The sequence below is a fragment of the Streptomyces marianii genome, assembly GCF_005795905.1.
GTDB lineage: Bacteria > Actinomycetota > Actinomycetes > Streptomycetales > Streptomycetaceae > Streptomyces > Streptomyces marianii.
On sequence record NZ_VAWE01000001.1, the window covers coordinates 1,691,565 to 1,707,267 of the forward strand.

Below are 15,703 nucleotides of genomic sequence, written 5' to 3' on the forward strand. Positions count from 1 at the left end.
TCCCAGCCCCGATCCGGATCTCCCCGCCGCGTCCCGGCACACGAAAGGCCTCTCGCATGAACGCCAGGCAACCGCTCGGCTCGCAGACGCCCCCCGAGCCCGCGTCGTCCCGCTCCCTCGGCCAGACCCTCCTGTGGCCGGTGCTGGCGGCCGCGTTGGGCGGGCTGCTCTGCTACAACTCGCTCGGCGGCCAGACGGCCAATACCCCTCAGGCCCGCCCCGCGTCGCCCGCCCCCGCGCCCGTCAGCCCACCGAAGGCCGCTCCCGTCCACCCGCCGCTGCCGCGCTCCGTCCCGACCCGTATCGCCATCCCGGCCATCTCGGTCAGCGCCCCCTTCACCGTGCTGACCCTCAACAAGGCCGGGCAGTTGAACGCGCCGCCGCCCAACGACAAGAACCTGGTGGGCTGGTACGGGAAGGGTGCCACCCCGGGTGAGAAGGGCACGTCCATCCTCGCGGGTCACCTGGACACCATGACGGGGCCCGCGGTGTTCGAGTCGCTCAGCGCGCTCAAGCCCGGCAACAAGATCGACATCACCCGCCAGGACCGGAAGGTGGCCACGTTCAAGGTCGACACGGTGGAGACCTTCAGCAAGGCCGCCTTCCCCAGTGCACGGGTCTACAACGACGCGCCGACCGCTCAGCTGCGTCTGATCACCTGCGGCGGTCTCTACGACAAGAAGACCAAGGACTACACGGACAACGTCGTCGTGTTCGCCCATCTCGACTCCGTCAGGAACGGCTGAACCACCGGGCGCGGTCCGGCACGGGACAGGCCGTGCGGACACCGGGGGCGTTCGCACGGGCCCTTCGCCCGCCAGGAAGACCGGCCGGCACCGGCGAGGTGACCCGGCGCCCATGACGGTGGTCGTTCCCCGCTCGCCGCTCCGGGGCGGTCCCGGATTCCCTCCGGGGTTCCTCCCGCGACGCGTCTGCCCGGGAAGCGCGACGAACCAGTTGCCGGATCAGCTTGTCCCGTACGGCGATCGGTTCCCGGAGCCGGCCCTGGGGACCGGGCCGTCCTGTGGTGCGGCGGGGACGCCGGGCGCCGTACAGCCGGGGGAACGCCGGGCGCCGTACGGCCGGGGGCGTCCGGTGTGTGAGGCTGTTGACCGGCGGCTCCGGCCCAGGGGTTGACCGGAGCCGCCGGGGGGCATCCGAGGGGAGCGGACTGCCCGAACAGAACACCGTGGGGCCGACGAGGAGGAGTGTCGTCCGCAGTGCCACACGCAGTAAATATATTTACCGCCAAGTAAGCAAGAGCATGAAAAAATTCATGCTCTTCTGGGCATGAAAGTCCCTCTTTTCTCCCACCGGGGGGAGGGGTGGCCGGTGCTGCCCGTCAGTCCTCGAGGAAGAAGTCGTGCTGTTCGGCGGCGTGCTCGTACTGCTCCAGCCGCCGCTGCGTGCGTTCGGGGTCCGCGTCCACCATCGCCTGGAGGATCGCCGCCGACAGCACACCGGGCGCCGAGTAGGAGTCGAAGACGAGCCGCGAGCCGGTACCGGCGGTGAGGGCCACGTCGACCTCGTCCACGAGCGGCCCCAGGGTGAGGTCCGTGATGAGGGCGGTCCGCAGACCCGTACGGCGGGCGGCCCGCACCGCCGACAGGGTCTCCTTCGCGTGCCGGGGCATCGCGAAGGCCAGCACCCAGGTCCCGCCCGCCTCGCGCGACTGCAGCAGCGCGTCGTACGCCACGCTCCCGCCCCGCGAGACCAGCCGAACGTCCGGGTGGATCCTCCGGGCGGCGTAGGCGAAGTACTCGGCGAGCGAGGTGGAGATCCGCAGCCCGAGGATCGTCAGCGGCACCGACCGGGCCAGCTCTCGGCCGACCTCGAGCACCTGGCCGGTGTCGGCGAACCTCCGGCGCAGGCTCTCCAGGTTCGCGATCTCGGCGTCGACCGCCGTCTGCAGTTCGTTGCGATGGCTCTCGCCCGGCTCCGGGGAACCGGCGACCGCGCTGAGCGCTATGGGCTGCAGCGCCTCACGCAGGGCCGGATAACCGCTGAAGCCCACCGACGAAGCGAAACGCGTCACCGAGGGCTGGCTGACACCCACGCGGTCCGCGAGATCGGTGATCGACAGAAAGGCCGCTTCGGTGAGGTTGTCCGTGATGTACTGCGCGATACGCCGCTGCCCGGGTGACAGCCGGTGTCCGCCGAACAGCGCACGGACCCTCTCCACAGGAGCCGGCTCCGCGTCCGGAGTCTGCCTTCCCGGCGTGATCGCAGACGCCTGTGCGCGCGCCCGCTGCCCTGATGGCACCGTGTGCCTCCCTCTCGTCCCGCTCTCGCTCAACATAGCTCACCATGTGTGGTCGTCCGCGAGACTCTTCGTACAACCGGAAGGAGCTCCGGTCGTACGACCGGAGGGTCCCGGCCGCCCGGTCAGGGCGGCCGGGACCCTCACGGGGACGGGTGGCCTCAGCTCAGGGGACCGAGGTCGCGGCTCGGGCTTCCGGAGGTCCTTGCGGGGCGCAGCGTGGCGGGGCGGTCGGTCATGGCGGCCATGGCCACGCCGAGGCAGAGGGCCACGATGCCGACGATGACGTTGCTGACGACGCTGCCGGTGACGGCGACGTTCCCGGCGACGATCCACGGGGAGAAGATCGTGAAGGCGCCGATCACGATGGCGCACCAGGCCATGGCGTGGGTCCGCTCGTAGGCCGAGCCGAACCCTCCCAGGCACAGGGCGAAGGCGACACCGCAGATCAGGTTGGTCACGGCCAGGGTGGTGAGGCCGTTGAAACCGACGATCCACGGCGAGGCCGCGAGGTAGAGGCCCGTGAGGAGGGCCAGCGTTTCTGTCACCTGGCCGCGCGGCGACGCGGTGGCGCGTTCGAAGCGCGCGCGCATCTCTGCGAGATCAGGGTGCTGCTCGATACTCGGTTGGTGTGTGGTCATGCGGGCCGCCTCCTTCGGAAGCATCAAATCGGCCCCTTTCCCCTGCAATGAAACGCTTCTCGGGCGATTCCCTCAATCCCCTGGCACTCCCCCGGTACTCCCCCGGCGGGACGGTGCACCGGTTCTTCGGCGGCCGCCCGTGGTGCAGTCGGCGGGGCGGGCTCAGGGCAGGGTCTGTCCGGCCTGGGGAGGGGCGGCATCGGGGGTCTGGTCCGGGGCCACGAGCGACTCCGCGAGGGGGATCCGGGCGAGGGTGAAGACGCCGACGGTGATCAGCGCGAACCCCAGCAGCTCCGGCAGCAGCCACCAGCCGGTGCGCACGTGCTCCTCGTACAGGGTGACGCCGAGCAGGAGGCTCAGGGTGGCGTCGCCGAGGGTGAGCGCGGGTTGGGAGGCGACCAGCGGGCCCGCCTGCAGGGCGTTCTCCAGCAGGAACAGCGCGGTGCCGCCGGCGGCCGCGAAGGCGTACACCTCCCAGGAGGTGAAGAAGGCCACGGCTCCCTCGTCCTCGAGGATGTGGGTCGCCGACTTCATGAGGGCCGCGGTGAGGGAGTAGCTGATGGCGGTGGCCGTGCCGAGAAGGGCGGCGCGGGTGCGCCCCACGGGCCGTCTCAGGGCCACGGCCGACAGCGTGACGACCGCTCCCCCGCAGAGGGTGAGCGCGGGCAACCAGCGGTCCAGGGGTACCTGAGTGCGGTTGCCGGTGGGGGACGCCGCGGCCAGGGCGATGCCCAGCCCCACCACGACGAGGCCCACGGCTCCCCAGCCGACCGGGGGCAGATGACTGCGCATCACGAACGAGGCGACGATGAGTGCGAGCGGCAGTTCGAGGACGAACAGAGGCTGGACGATCGCCAGCGGCCCCGTGTTCAGCGCCAGCGCCTGGCACACCCCCGCCACGAGAACGGCGGCGATCCCGGCCAGCCAGAGGGGGCGGCGCAGCAGATCGAGCATCAGCCCGGGCCGGAAGCCGCTGGAGCTGGGCACCTTGAGGGCTTCCTGGCGCTGCAGCACGGTGGCGACGGCGTTGCTGAGCGCCGAGGCGAGGGCGAAGCCCACCGGCACCAGGAGTGCCTGCACCGTACGTTCCTCCCGCCTCCGCCCCCGTGGCCGCTGTGGTTCCTGCCATCGTGACCCCGGCGCGGGTCCCGCCGCGATCGGGGAGGACCGGGCTGCGGTCCGAACGGGGTGGCCGGGGCCGGCCTCAGCGCGAGGTCCACCCGTCCGCCCGCCACGGGTCCTCCGGCCCGCCCGCCGCAGCTGAACGCCGCGCAGCCCTCCCCGCGGGGTCCGCAGTGCCGCCGTCGCCGCGGACTCCGCCGGGCTGCGGTCCGTTCGGGGGCGGCCGACAATGGGCAGCGGGTCGCTGTCCGGCCCGCCCACGACGCCGCGGCGGCGTCGGCCCGAGAGGAACGTGCTCATGCGCGCTGAGTCTTCGCCGGCCGCGCGGACGGGGGCCTTCATCGCGGTCGCGATCGCCCTGTTCCGCCTGTTCCGCGTCCGGCCCGTCCCGGCGGCGTCCGTGGTTCCGGTGGCCGTACGGCACGGGCTCGCGGTCCTCGGCAGGGTCCCGTCGCCCGGCTCGGGCGGGACACGCGGCAGGGGCCTGCCGTGAAGAGCGGGGCGGAACGGACGGAGATCCTCCATCGGTCGCTGCGGGTGTCCCTCGCCGCGTCCGCGGGCTTCTACCCGTTCCTGTACGGGCTCCACGATCCGGAGCTGGCGCTGTACGCGCTGTTCGGGCCGATCGCCCTCGGTCTGCTGTCCTCGATCCCCGGGTCCGGGCGGCAGCGGGCCGCGGTGATGCTGAAGGCACTGCCGGTGGGCCTGGTGCTGGTGGCACTGGGAACCGTGCTGGCGGTGGCGACCTGGGCGGCGGTGCTCGGGATGCTCGTCGTGGGCTTCCTCCTCGCCTTCGCGGCCATCGCGGGGCCGCGGCCGGCGGGCGCCGCGCCGGGACTCCAGCTCTTCTACATCCTGGCCTGCTTCCCGCCGTACGAGCCGCAGACCCTGTGGCTGCGGCTCGCCGGACTCACCTTCGGGGTGGTGGTGCTGGCGCTGTGCGAGCTGTTCCTGCTGCCGCGGCAGGCGGGCCCGACGTACCGGTCGACCCTCGCGGAGGCCGTGGCCACGGCCGGCGACACCATGGCCGGACGCGTCAGCCCCTCCCCCGAGGAGCTGCGGGCCGCCGGCTCGCGCCTGCGGCTGTCGAAGTTCCCGCCCGCGGAGCGCCCGGCGGGCCCGGGCCGTGCGGTGCGCGGACTGTCCCAGGCCGGGTCCGCCGCCCGGCGGCTGCTGGAGCAGCTGGCCCATCAGACCGAGACCGGGGAACTGCGCCGGCTCGTCCGGGACGGTGCCGAGGCCGGTGCGCGCGGCGCGGAACGCACCGACTCGGCGTCCGGCTCGCTGCTGTCTCGGTTGAGGGCCGTGTGCGACGAGACCGCCGCCGCCCTGCGGGCGGGGCGGCCCGCCCCCGGCCCGCAGCGGATGGACGGGGCGATCGACGCCTTCCAGCAGACGCGCGTCCGGCAGGCGACGGGGCCGGCGGCCGACGTCCCCCCGGTGCCGGTGCTGCGCCGGCAGGCGGCGCTGCTGGCGGTCGCCGAGTCGGTGCGGATCCTGGAGATCTCCGTACGGGTCGGCCTCGACGGGCGGCGCACCCCGCCGATCAAGCCCCGGGAGCTGTTCTGGTACGCCGAGGCATCCACCCCGCAGTTGTGGATCCGCCGGGTCACCGGCAACATGACGCTCCGCTCGGTGCAGTTCCAGAACGCGGTACGGATCGCGCTGGCCCTCGCGGCCGCCCGGTTCGTCGCCGGTTCGCTGGAACTGACCCACGGCTTCTGGGTGCTGCTGGCGGTGCTGACGCTGAGCCGGACCACCGTCGGCCAGGCCTGGGCGGCCATCCGCAAGGCGGTCGCCGGCAACCTGGTCGGGGCCGTCGCGGCGGGCGCCCTGCTCATCGGCCTCGGGCAGCACACCGAGGCGTACGCCGTGCTCCTCGCGCCGGGCATGCTGATCGCGTTCGCGCTCGCGCCGCTGCTCGGCATCGCCTGGGCACAGGGGCTGTTCACACTGGTGGTGGCCACCGCGTTCGCCCAGATCGCGCCGGTGTCCTGGCGCCTGGCCGAGGCGCGGATCGTGGACGTGGTGACCGGGAGCGCCATCGGTCTGCTGTGCGCGATGCTCGCCTGGCCCGCCGGCGCCCGGCGGGAGGTGCGCAGAACCATGGCGGGGCTGCTGCGGGAGTGCGGACCGCTGATCAGGGGCACCGTCGCCGTTCTGACGGCCTCGCCGCCGGGCTCGGTCCCTCCCCCGCCGACGCGCCCCGCGCTGCACCGGCTGACCCTCGCCGAGTCCGCCTACGCCCAGTTCCGCAGCGAGCCGGCGGGGAGCAGGCCCGTCCTGGCCGACTGGCACGGCGTGCTGATCGCGGCCAACCAGATCCTGCTCGGCGCCCACTGGCTGCCGCGTTTCGACATACCCGCACACGCCCTGCCCCCGGAAGCCGCCGACCGGGCCCGCGCGGACGCCCGGGCGCTGGCGCGGTGCACCGACAGGCTCTCCGCCCTGTGCACCGGTGAGCGGCCGCCGCCCGTCGGGACCCGGCCGGACTCCTCCCCGCCGCCCGGGCCGCCGCTGCCGGCGCTGGTCGACCTCGACGTGTGGTTGCGCAGCCTCGAGGACCAGCTCGCCCGGATCGAGGCCCAGCTGCCCGACTCGGTCCGCCGGGCGGCACCCGGCACCTCGGAGCCGGGGTCCCCGGGCTCGGTGTCCGGTCCCGACGGGCCCGGAAGGTAGGGCGCGCGCCCATGTCCGGCCGGAGCCTCCGCACCGCGCTGCGGCCCCCGTCCCCTGCCGTGGGTGGGTGTGGTGGCTGCCGCTGGCCGCGGTGGCCGTCGACGTGGTCGCGGAGGCGATGCAGCGGACCCTGCTGCGCCCCGTTCGCCGTGTCCCCGGACGGGACGGAGCCGCGACGGCGGGGCGGCGGGGGGCGCCGCCGCCCGCCCGGGGCCCTGCGGCTAGGAGCGTGTCCCAGTAATCAACGCCGGGCCTGTCATCGGGCGACTGCTCTGCTCGCCCGAAACTTGATGTCGTATTGCCGCCAGAGTTGGCGTCTCGCTCGCGAGAGAGTCGGCGACGGTTCGTGTTCCTGATCGCGGACCTGTCCGTCTGGCACTCCGCGAAAGGCACAGCGCATGCACGTCGTCCCCGGGCTCAAGGTCTTGTACTTCGGAACTCCGGTGGTGCTGATCAGCTCACTCAACGAGGACGGCACTGCGAACCTCGCGCCGATGTCCTCAGCGTGGTGGCTGGACCAGTCCTGCATGCTCGGTCTCGGCAACAACGCCCAGACCACCGCGAACCTGCTGCGGGAAGGCGAATGCGTGCTCAATCTGCCCTCGTCGGCGATGGTCGATGCCGTCGACCGGATCGCGCTCACCACCGGGAAGCCGGCCATGCCGGACTACAAGGCGAAGCAGGGCTACCGGTACGAGCCGGACAAGTTCTCGACCGCGCAGTTGACCGAGCAGGCATCGGATCTGGTCCGGGCCCCCAGGGTTGCGGAATGCCCGGTCCAGATGGAATGCAGGGTCGTCGCGGCCCATCCTTTCGGCGGTCCCGAACCGCATGCCACCGCCTTCGAGGTCGAGGTCCTTCGCGCCCATGTCGAGGAAAACCTGGTCATCCCGGGGACGCACTACGTGGACCCGCTCGGCTGGGACCCTCTGATCATGAAGTTCTGCGAGTTCTTCGGCGGGGGACGCAACGTTCACCCGTCGAGACTCGCCGAGGGCTGGAGCATGCCCCACCAGCTCCGGTCGGCGACCGCCTGAACAGGCATCCGGCGCCCTCATCCATATCTCGTGACCATTCATGCGGGATGATCTCGGTATGCGTGATGGGGATGGGCTGTTCGAGGTCGAGCCGGTCGGTAAGAAACGGCCGCAGGGCCGTCCGACCGCGGTGAACAAGACGTTCCGGGCGTTCGACCCACGCCAGGTCCTGCTGTTGCCGCCGTCGCTGGACGACTGGCTGCCCGAGGACCACCTGGCCCGGTTCGTCGCCGACCTGGTCGACGAGGTGCTCGACCTCGGGCCGGTCCTGGCGGACTACACCGAAAAGCGCGGCTACCCGCCCTACGACCCGCGGCTGATGGTGCGGCTGCTGATCTACGGATACACCACCGGGGTGCGCTCCTCACGGGCGATCGAGCGCCGCCTGGCCGACGACGTCGCGTTCCGGTTCCTGGCCGCCGGCCAGGAACCGGACTTCCGCTCGATCGCCCGGTTTCGCCGCCGCCACCTCGATGCGCTCGCCGGTCTGTTCGCCCAGTCGCTGCACCTCGCGACCAAGCTCGGCATGGTCAAGATGGGACGCGTCGCGCTGGACGGCACGAAACTTGAGGCCAGCGCCTCCAAGCACAAGGCGATGAGCTACGGTCGCCTGGTCGACAAGGAAGAACGCATCGAGGCCGAGATCGCACAGCTGGAGGCACAGGCCCAGGCCCTGCTGGCCGACGCGGAGGCCATCGATGAAGCCGAGGACCACGCCTTCGGCGTGGACGGCAAGGAGACGGACCTGCCCGCCGAACTGGACCGGCGTGAGAAGCGCCTGGCGAAGCTGCAGGCCGCCCGCACGCAGATTGAGGCCGAGGCCGCTGACAAGGCCCGCAAGCATGCCGAGGACAAGGAACGCCGCCGTCAAGAGCGCGCCGACATCCACGACGGGCAGGCCGTCACCAGCGCCGGGGAGAAGGCCGCCAAGGCGGCACGCCCCAAGCCGAAGGCGCAGGCCAACTTCACCGACCCCGACTCGCGGATCATGAAGAACAGCGACGGCGCCTACATCCAGGCCTACAACGCCCAAGCCGTCGTCGACGAAGAACACCAGGTCATCACCGCCGCCGACGTGACGACAAACCCTTCGGATGCGCTGAACTACACCACGATGCTCGACCAGTCCGCCGCCAACACCGGCGTTCATCCCAAGCAGGCCCTGGTCGACGCCGGCTACTGCTCCGAGACCAACCTCGAAGCAGCGCGAGAGCGCCATCTGGCCTGCGGCACCGACACCTTCATGGCCACCGGCCGGCTGACCCACGACGAGCAGGTCCCGCCCGCACCGCGCGGACGCATACCCAAGGACGCCACACTCAAAGAGCGCATGGCCCACAAGCTGCGGACCAAGCCGGGCAAGGCCGCCTACAGCCGCCGCAAGGCCATCGTCGAACCCGTCTTCGGACAGATCATGACTTGCCAGGACGGCCGCCAGCTCCTCCTGCGCGGCGAGGACGGTGCCCGTGGTGAATGGCGACTGCTGGCGGCCTGCCACAACCTTCGCAAGATCTTCCGACACGCCGGGACCGCCGGGCTCGCCGGCCTGACCGGGTAACCCACCAGGCCTCCCCGGCCACACCACGAGCCCTGCACCTGGCAGACCCCCACCGAAGCCCCACAGACCCCGACAGGCCCTCCGCAACCGATCCGCCGACCACAGAAGCCGAGCCGCTTGCTCGTTACTGACCCACGCTCCTAGGGCGTGTTGGCCGGCCTGCGGGCCTCCCCCGGGCGGCTCCCACGGACCGCCGGTCACGCCGAACCGGACGGCGGCGGACCGGGCCGGGCCGGACGGCCCCTCCCGGGCGGTCCGCTTCCCTGGGCCGGCCCGGGGCTCCCCGCCCGCTGATGCGCGCGGGGAGGCTGTGGAGGAAGCTGGGGTCACCGCCCCGCGGGGGAGGAGGTGAGGGTGTGGCTACCGGCCCATGGGACCGGCTCCAGGGCCGTCACGGGCTCCCCACCGCAGACGCCGACGAGCCCCCTGCTCTGCCCGGGGGCCGGGACCTGTGGGACAGCGCGGCCGGGGTCGCGGTCCTGGACGCCGATCTGCGCTACCGCTACGCCAACCCCGCCTTCTGCCGGATCACCGGGGAGTCCGCGGCCGGTGCCGGCGGCCGGCTGCCGAGCCCCGCCGCGGAGCAGTACCTGGGCACCCCCACCGGACTGCCGGCCGAGGTGCTCGCCGACGGCGTCCCCCGCACCCGGGTCACCGGTCCCGGCGGGCGCTTCCACACCACCTGCCTCCGGCTGGAGAACGAGGGCACCGTCACCGGGCTGATGTGCGTGGTGGCCGAGTCCTCCGCGCCCCGGCTCGAGGAGGAACTGGCCCGGGCGGACGCCCGCCTCGCCGCGGCGGACGAGGCCGTCGAGCGGATCGGCACCTCCCTCGACGAGGCCGCCACCTGCCGCGAACTGGCGGAGTTCCTGGGCTCGTGGATCGCGGAGGCCGCCGCCGTGGAACTGCTCCCGCCACCTGCGAAGAGCGGCGCGCCGCCCCCGCGGCGGCCCTCCCCTGCGATGATGCGCCGCGCCGCCGGGTCCGGGGCGGTGGAACTGCTCGCCGACGGCGACCGGCTCCGGCCGCGGGCGGAGTCCGCCGCGCGCGCCGTCGAGTCCGGGCTGCCGGCGGCGGAGTACGACGCCGCCGCGCGGGCCGCGGTGCTCGCCGTCCCGCTGATCGGGCCGCCGGACGGCGGCGGACCGGGCGGGCACGTCCTGGGCCTGACGCTGCTGGCCCGTACCGGCGCGGCGTTCACCGGCCACGACATCACCGTCGCCCGGCACGCGGCGCGGCGCGCGGCGGTCGGCGTCGTGCACGCCCGGGCGTTCGCCGCCGAGCAGGGCAAGGCCGTGGAGCTCCAGCGGGCCCTGCTGACCGAGCCTGGCAAGCCGCACCCCAATCTGCGGTTCGCGACCCGCTATCTGCCGGCGGGCAGCCTCAACATCGTGGGCGGCGACTGGTTCGAGACCGTACGCCTCCACTACGGCCGCACCCTTCTCGTCATGGGCGACGTCATGGGGCACGGCGTGGAGGCGGCCGTCGAGATGAACACGTACCGGTCGATGCTGCGCGACGTGGCCGCCGCCGATCTGCCGCCGCACCGGGTGCTGCGGCAGCTGGACATCGCCGTATCCGAGACCATGACCCGGCCGGCGACGTGCCTGCTGGTCCGGGTCGACCCTGCGCGCGGGCTCGGTTCCTTCGCGAGCGCCGGTCACCTGTCGCCCGTGGTGTTCACCGCCGACGGGCACGCCGAGCTCGTGGACGTACCCGCCGGACCCCCGCTCGGCACCGGTGTCGGCGGCTACGAGCTGGTCACCCGGTCGCTGACGCCGGACGACACGCTGCTGCTGTACACCGACGGCCTGGTCGAGCGGCGCGGCGAGGACATCGACGACTCGCTGCGGAGGCTGGTCCGGGTGCGGCTGCCCTGCACGGCCACGGTGGACGAGATGGTCGACTCGGTGGTCCGGGAGCTGGACGCCGAGCACGCGGAGGACGACGTGGCGCTGCTCGCGGCCCGTATCCGCCCGCGCCGCCCGCACCCGGCGGAGGAGCAGCCGTTCCTGGGCGGGGCGCGCTGACCGCGTCGCCCGGGAACGGCCGGCGGGAGCGTTTCGCGCGCCCGCGCCGCCGCCCAGGACCGGCGCGGAGAGCGCGACACGCTTCCGGGGCTGGGCGAACGCCCTGGGCGGTCCCGCCGTCAGGGGCGTCTTCAGGGTCCCTGCCGTCGGGCGGGGGCAGACTCAGCGCACCGGCGTTGCGCCTCGACCTCGTCCGTCATGCCGGCGGGCGCCGCGAAGCCTGCCCTGCGGGCGCGGGTTCGCGCCCGCACGGCAGGTCCGGGGCCAGGTCCGGGGCCAGGTCCGAGCAAGACGGGCAAGGGAGGGACGGGCAGGGCAGGCTCGGCGGGTACGGGCGCGGACGGGCAGGGCAGGCGCGGGTACGGACGAGGCGGACACGGGCGGACACGGGCGGACGCGGGCAGGGTGGGCGGGCGCGGGTACGGACGAGGCAGGGCGGGCGCGGGTACGGACGAAGCGGACGCGGACGGGCGCGGGCAGGGTGGGCAGGCGCGGACGGGCGCGGACGGGCAGGGCAGGCGCGGGTACGGACGAGGCAGGGCGGGCGCGGACAGGGTGAGCGGGCGCGGACGCGGGGCAGACGGGCAAGCGCGGACACGGGCGCGGCGGAGGGGCCGTCCGCCGCCTCCGGTCCGCCTCACCCGGAGCCGCCGTGGTGTCAGGGCGCCCGGGCCGGCGACGTCGGGACGGGTGCCTCGTCCTGGGGCGGCGGGCCCGAGGTCGGTGGCGGGTTGCCGGGGACGCTCTCCGGCGTCGCCGGTGGCGGCGCGGGCGGTTCCTCGGACGCGGGGCCGGTCGGCGGCTCCGCGGGCGGCTCGCTGACGGTGGTCTCCTCCGGGGGCCGGCCCGGCGCGGTCTCCTCCCCCGGGCTGCGCGGCCCGGGCGTGGCGGTGCCGTCGGTTGCCGAGCCCGGCGGCGACGTGCCTGATCCGGGGCGCTCCCGCTCCGGGCTCCCGGACGCCTCGTCGGACGGGCTGGCGGTCGCCTCCTCGGGCGGGACGAGGACCGGGGTCGACGGGTCCTGCGGCGGTGGGGCCGGTTTGTCCTTCGCCCCGTCGTCACCCCTCTCCCGGGCGAAGTAGTCGCGCTCCGCGGGGTCGTACACGACGAAGACCTCGACGGGCCGCGGCGCCGGGGTGACGGCCACGGTCTCGGCCGGGTTGTAGCCGGGCCAGGCGTCCCCCCTGCGCTCCGCGGGGCCGCGGACGAAGACCGGCGGCAGCAGCGGGTTCCCGCAGGCGCAGCGCACGCGGGGCACACCGCGGTCGTCGACGAGAACGGCGGTGCCGGTCTGCAGGACGGCCTGGTACGGGCGGGCCGCGCCGTCCGTGAAGCCGTGGTTGGTGACCCGGGTGTCCATCCGCAGGGTCACGGGGGTCAGGGAGCGCAGGTACGCGGGGACGGCGGCCGGCGCGAGCCCGATGGCCGAGGCGAAGGCCCGGTTCCGGTCCGGCTGGTCGGCGAGGAGCCGGATCTGCTGCTCGGTGTCGCAGCTGGCGGTCTTCTCCGTACCGCCGTAGAGGCCGGGCGTCGCACCGTCCACTCCCCGCGTGACGTTGGCGCCGGCCGGGGACGGGCTCGCCGGCGAGGCGGGCAGTTTGGCACGCGGCTGCGGGGTCCCGGGGACCTTCGCCGTCGACCGGGTGAAGGGCTCGGGGCCGGTCGCGGACGCGGCCTGGAGCTGGATCTCGGTGCCGGCCCCGCCCGTGCCGCCGGGCCGGGTGAGGACGACGGCGAGCGCGGCGGCCACGACGACGGCTGCGGTGAGCACGGCGATCCGCGGGACCGAGCGCCACCAGGGGCCCGAACCGCCCGGACCGCCGCCCGCGGGGCCGGACGGTCCGCCGCCGGGAGGCGCGGGCGGAGGTGGTGGAGGTGTCGCCTCCCCGCCCGAGAGCGGGCCGGAGGGAGGTCCTGCGGGTCGCCCCGACGGCGGTTGCGCGCTCACGGGCCCTACTTCCCAGACCGGGACGTCCGTTCCCCGGAGGGTCCCGGTTCCACCGGCCGTGCCGGAGATCGAGAGTGCCTTTCCCCAATTGTGTGCGCGGCCGCGGCGGGGCCCGCAAGCCGAACCGGTCGGACCAGCCGGGCGGGCGGCGGGGGTCCCCGCTGCTTACGGTGGCACCGTGAGCCAGCAGCCCCCCACCCCCCGGCGCGGCGGCGCGCACGGCCTGCGCGACTGGCGCGACGCGCTGGTGGCGGTCGTGGCGGGCTTCGCCGCGATGCTCGTCGTGGCCGCCGCGGGTCTGTGGGCGGCGGGCGCGACGGACCTCCCTGACGGCGCGTTCCCGCAGGTCGTGGCCGCGGTGGTGGTCCTGGCGGCCGGCGGTGAGGTGGCACTCGCCGGGGACGCGGGGTTCCTGGCGCAGTCCCAGGCCGAACTCACGGTGATGCCGCTGTCCGTGAGCCTCGTGGGGGCGCTGGTGACCGCGACGGCGTTCCTACGTCCGCTGCGGCACCGCGCCGTGGCCGGGACCCGCGAACTGCTCGGCCGGTTCGCCCGACTGGCGGTCCTGTGGTTGGCGGCCCTCGCCGGCCTCACCGCCATGGCGCGCAAGACGTTCCGGATCCCGCTCGGGGAGGACTCCCCGCTGTCCGACATCGGCGAGTTCCTGGACGCCACCCCCCGGCTCGGCTTCCGCGCGGAGCTCGGGACAACCCTGCTCTACGGGCTGCTGTGGCTGATCGGGGTGACAGCCCTGGCCCTGATCGTGTCGCGCCGGGCTCCGCTGCCCCCGCGGCTGGTGCCGTTCCAGGAGGCGGTGCGTCCCGCCGCGTACGCGATGGTGTGGCTGCTGCTCGCGTACGTGGCCGTCGGGCTGTGCGCCGGCATCGTGGTCGCGGTGACCCAGGGACACCCCGGGCGTACCTTCGCGGTGATCCTGCTCGGTCTGCCCAACCTCGCCTGGCCGGCGCTCACCCTCGGCCTCGGCGCCAGCTGGGAGGGCAAGGTCGAGGGGCCGTTCGGACTGCCGATGCCGCAGGTGCTGGACACGGTGCTGCGCGGCGAGGACCGCTCGACGCTGAACGTGGCCACGCTGGCCGAGCAGGACGGGCGGGCGTGGTGGCTGGTGGTCGTCGCGGCGGTGCTGGTGCCCGCTGCGGCCTTCCTCATGGCGGCACGCTCCCCGACCCGGACCAGGCCCTGGCAGCACGCGCTGCGGATGGGCGCGGCCCTGGCCCTCACGGTGCTCTTCGTGTGTCTCACCGGCCGGGTCGCCGCGCGCTACGGCCTCTCGCTGCTCGGCGTCGGCGACCTCGGGGGGCTCGGCGGGGAGGTGTCGCTGGAGCCCAGGCTGTGGGCGGCGGTGGGCATCGGCCTCTGCTGGGGCCTCGTCGCCGGCCTGCTCGGCTCCCTGCTGGCGGCACCGGTACGGCGCCGCGGCAAGGTGGACGGCTGAGCGGTCGCAGCCGGACGGATCGCGCGGGGACCGGCGCGGGCCCGGGGACCGAGGATGCCGGCACACCGACCCGGAGACCGACGGGAACAGGCACGGACCCGGGAACCGAGGATGCCGGCACACCGACCCGGGAACCGACGGGAACAGGCACGGACCCGGGAACCGAGGATGCCGGCACACCGACCCGGAGACCGACGGGAACAGGCACGGACCCGGGAACCGAAAGTGCCGGCACACCGACCCGGGAACCGACGGGAACAGGCACGGACCCGGGAACCGAGGGTGGCGGCCCGCAGCCGGGCCGGGAGAGCGGGCGGACCCGCCTCGGCGTCAGCCGGACGTGCCCCGCCGGCGGCCGGTCTCGGTGATCTGCGTCGGTGGCGCCGGAGCCGCGGACCGCCCGGGCGCGGTGGTGCGCCGGGGCGGCTGGGACTGCTGCGACGGCTGCGACGGCGACTCGCGCGGCGACGGCGGAGGCGCGGCGACGGCGAACGGGGCCAGCCGGGCGCCGTCGCAGTACACCCACCGCTCGTGCTCCGCGTCGTACAGCCAGAGCGTCTCCCCGTCCACGACCATCCCCAGCCGCATCCCCCGGGTGCGCCTTCGGAACGTCTCGCGGTCGGCGCTGCCCGCGGCGAGTGCGTCCGCGGCCCGTCGGTACTCGGAGAGCGCTTCCTCCGCGCGGGCGAGCAGCGGCTGCGGATCAGAGGTGCGGTCCAGCGGCTGCCCGGCCGACGGCGGAGCCTGCGGGACGGCGACGAGCAGCCGCCCGTCGACCCAGGCCGACCATCCGTTGGCGCACATGACCCGCGCCCAGTCGCCGCGCCGGTCGACGAGTTCGACCGGCAGGAACGGGTCGAGGGGCACGCTGGGGCTGCTCACGTCGGGGGCCTGCCAGGTGGGCATGCCGTCACCGGGGACGACGTGCGTCGGGCTGAAGCCCGGGACGGCGGTGGGTTCGGTCATCGGTACCCC

The 15,703-nt window shown here is 74.2% G+C and carries 12 protein-coding genes; 7 read left to right on the forward strand and 5 right to left on the reverse strand.

Features of this window, described 5'->3' with window-relative positions; translation table 11 throughout:
- Positions 1-56 precede the first annotated feature (56 nt).
- Positions 57-746, forward strand: coding sequence for a class F sortase (locus FEF34_RS07520; RefSeq protein WP_138052434.1), 690 nt, complete (start codon positions 57-59; stop codon positions 744-746).
- Positions 747-1,342: 596 nt separating this feature from the next.
- Here FEF34_RS07520 and FEF34_RS07525 read toward each other — a convergent pair.
- From FEF34_RS07525 to FEF34_RS07535, 3 genes are all read right to left on the reverse strand, one after another.
- Complete coding sequence (locus FEF34_RS07525) at positions 1,343-2,263, reverse strand: MurR/RpiR family transcriptional regulator (protein ID WP_138052435.1); 921 nt, start codon at positions 2,261-2,263, stop codon at positions 1,343-1,345.
- 158 nt (positions 2,264-2,421) lie between these two features.
- Positions 2,422-2,901 (reverse strand): SPW repeat protein, encoded by a 480-nt coding sequence (locus FEF34_RS07530; protein WP_138052436.1) that lies wholly within the window; start codon positions 2,899-2,901, stop codon positions 2,422-2,424.
- A gap of 162 nt (positions 2,902-3,063) precedes the next feature.
- Positions 3,064-3,981: a DMT family transporter gene (locus tag FEF34_RS07535; protein WP_138052437.1), complete on the reverse strand. Its 918-nt coding sequence runs from the start codon at positions 3,979-3,981 to the stop codon at positions 3,064-3,066.
- A gap of 340 nt (positions 3,982-4,321) precedes the next feature.
- Here FEF34_RS07535 and FEF34_RS07540 point away from each other — a divergent pair, with 340 nt between their 5' ends.
- From FEF34_RS07540 to FEF34_RS07560, 5 genes are all read left to right on the forward strand, one after another.
- Entirely contained in the window at positions 4,322-4,516 is a 195-nt protein-coding gene (locus FEF34_RS07540) for a hypothetical protein (protein WP_138052438.1), read from the forward strand.
- A complete protein-coding gene (locus tag FEF34_RS07545) occupies positions 4,513-6,702 on the forward strand; it encodes an FUSC family protein (protein ID WP_138052439.1) in 2,190 nt (729 codons plus the stop codon). Before FEF34_RS07540 ends, FEF34_RS07545 begins: the two co-directional genes overlap by 4 nt.
- Positions 6,703-7,100: 398 nt before the next feature.
- Positions 7,101-7,739, forward strand: coding sequence for a flavin reductase family protein (locus FEF34_RS07550; protein ID WP_138051936.1), 639 nt, complete (start codon positions 7,101-7,103; stop codon positions 7,737-7,739).
- A 130-nt stretch (positions 7,740-7,869) separates the two neighbouring features.
- Positions 7,870-9,297, forward strand: coding sequence for an IS1182 family transposase (locus tag FEF34_RS07555; protein ID WP_456114791.1), 1,428 nt, complete (start codon positions 7,870-7,872; stop codon positions 9,295-9,297).
- Positions 9,298-9,653: 356 nt separating this feature from the next.
- Positions 9,654-11,327, forward strand: a complete 1,674-nt coding sequence (locus tag FEF34_RS07560) for a SpoIIE family protein phosphatase (RefSeq protein ID WP_138052440.1) — start codon at positions 9,654-9,656, stop codon at positions 11,325-11,327.
- 658 nt (positions 11,328-11,985) lie between these two features.
- Here the strand turns inward: FEF34_RS07560 and FEF34_RS07565 are convergent.
- Positions 11,986-13,275 (reverse strand): DUF6777 domain-containing protein, encoded by a 1,290-nt coding sequence (locus tag FEF34_RS07565; protein WP_138052441.1) that lies wholly within the window; start codon positions 13,273-13,275, stop codon positions 11,986-11,988.
- 178 nt (positions 13,276-13,453) lie between these two features.
- Between FEF34_RS07565 and FEF34_RS07570 the strand changes: the two genes are divergently transcribed.
- A complete protein-coding gene (locus tag FEF34_RS07570) occupies positions 13,454-14,728 on the forward strand; it encodes a streptophobe family protein (RefSeq protein WP_138052442.1) in 1,275 nt (424 codons plus the stop codon).
- Positions 14,729-15,058: 330 nt separating this feature from the next.
- Here the strand turns inward: FEF34_RS07570 and FEF34_RS07575 are convergent, their stop codons facing one another.
- Positions 15,059-15,694, reverse strand: coding sequence for an SH3 domain-containing protein (locus FEF34_RS07575; RefSeq protein ID WP_138052443.1), 636 nt, complete (start codon positions 15,692-15,694; stop codon positions 15,059-15,061).
- Positions 15,695-15,703: the final 9 nt, after the last annotated feature.

Excerpts from the sequence above, each read along its gene's own strand:
- FEF34_RS07520 (WP_138052434.1), top strand. The coding sequence starts at position 57 with ATGAACGCCAGGCAACCGCTCGGCTCGCAGACGCCCCCCGAGCCCGCG.
- FEF34_RS07530 (WP_138052436.1), bottom strand. The coding sequence starts at position 2,901 with ATGACCACACACCAACCGAGTATCGAGCAGCACCCTGATCTCGCAGAG.
- FEF34_RS07540 (WP_138052438.1), top strand. The coding sequence starts at position 4,322 with ATGCGCGCTGAGTCTTCGCCGGCCGCGCGGACGGGGGCCTTCATCGCG.
- FEF34_RS07550 (WP_138051936.1), top strand. The coding sequence starts at position 7,101 with ATGCACGTCGTCCCCGGGCTCAAGGTCTTGTACTTCGGAACTCCGGTG.
- FEF34_RS07575 (WP_138052443.1), bottom strand. The coding sequence starts at position 15,694 with ATGACCGAACCCACCGCCGTCCCGGGCTTCAGCCCGACGCACGTCGTC.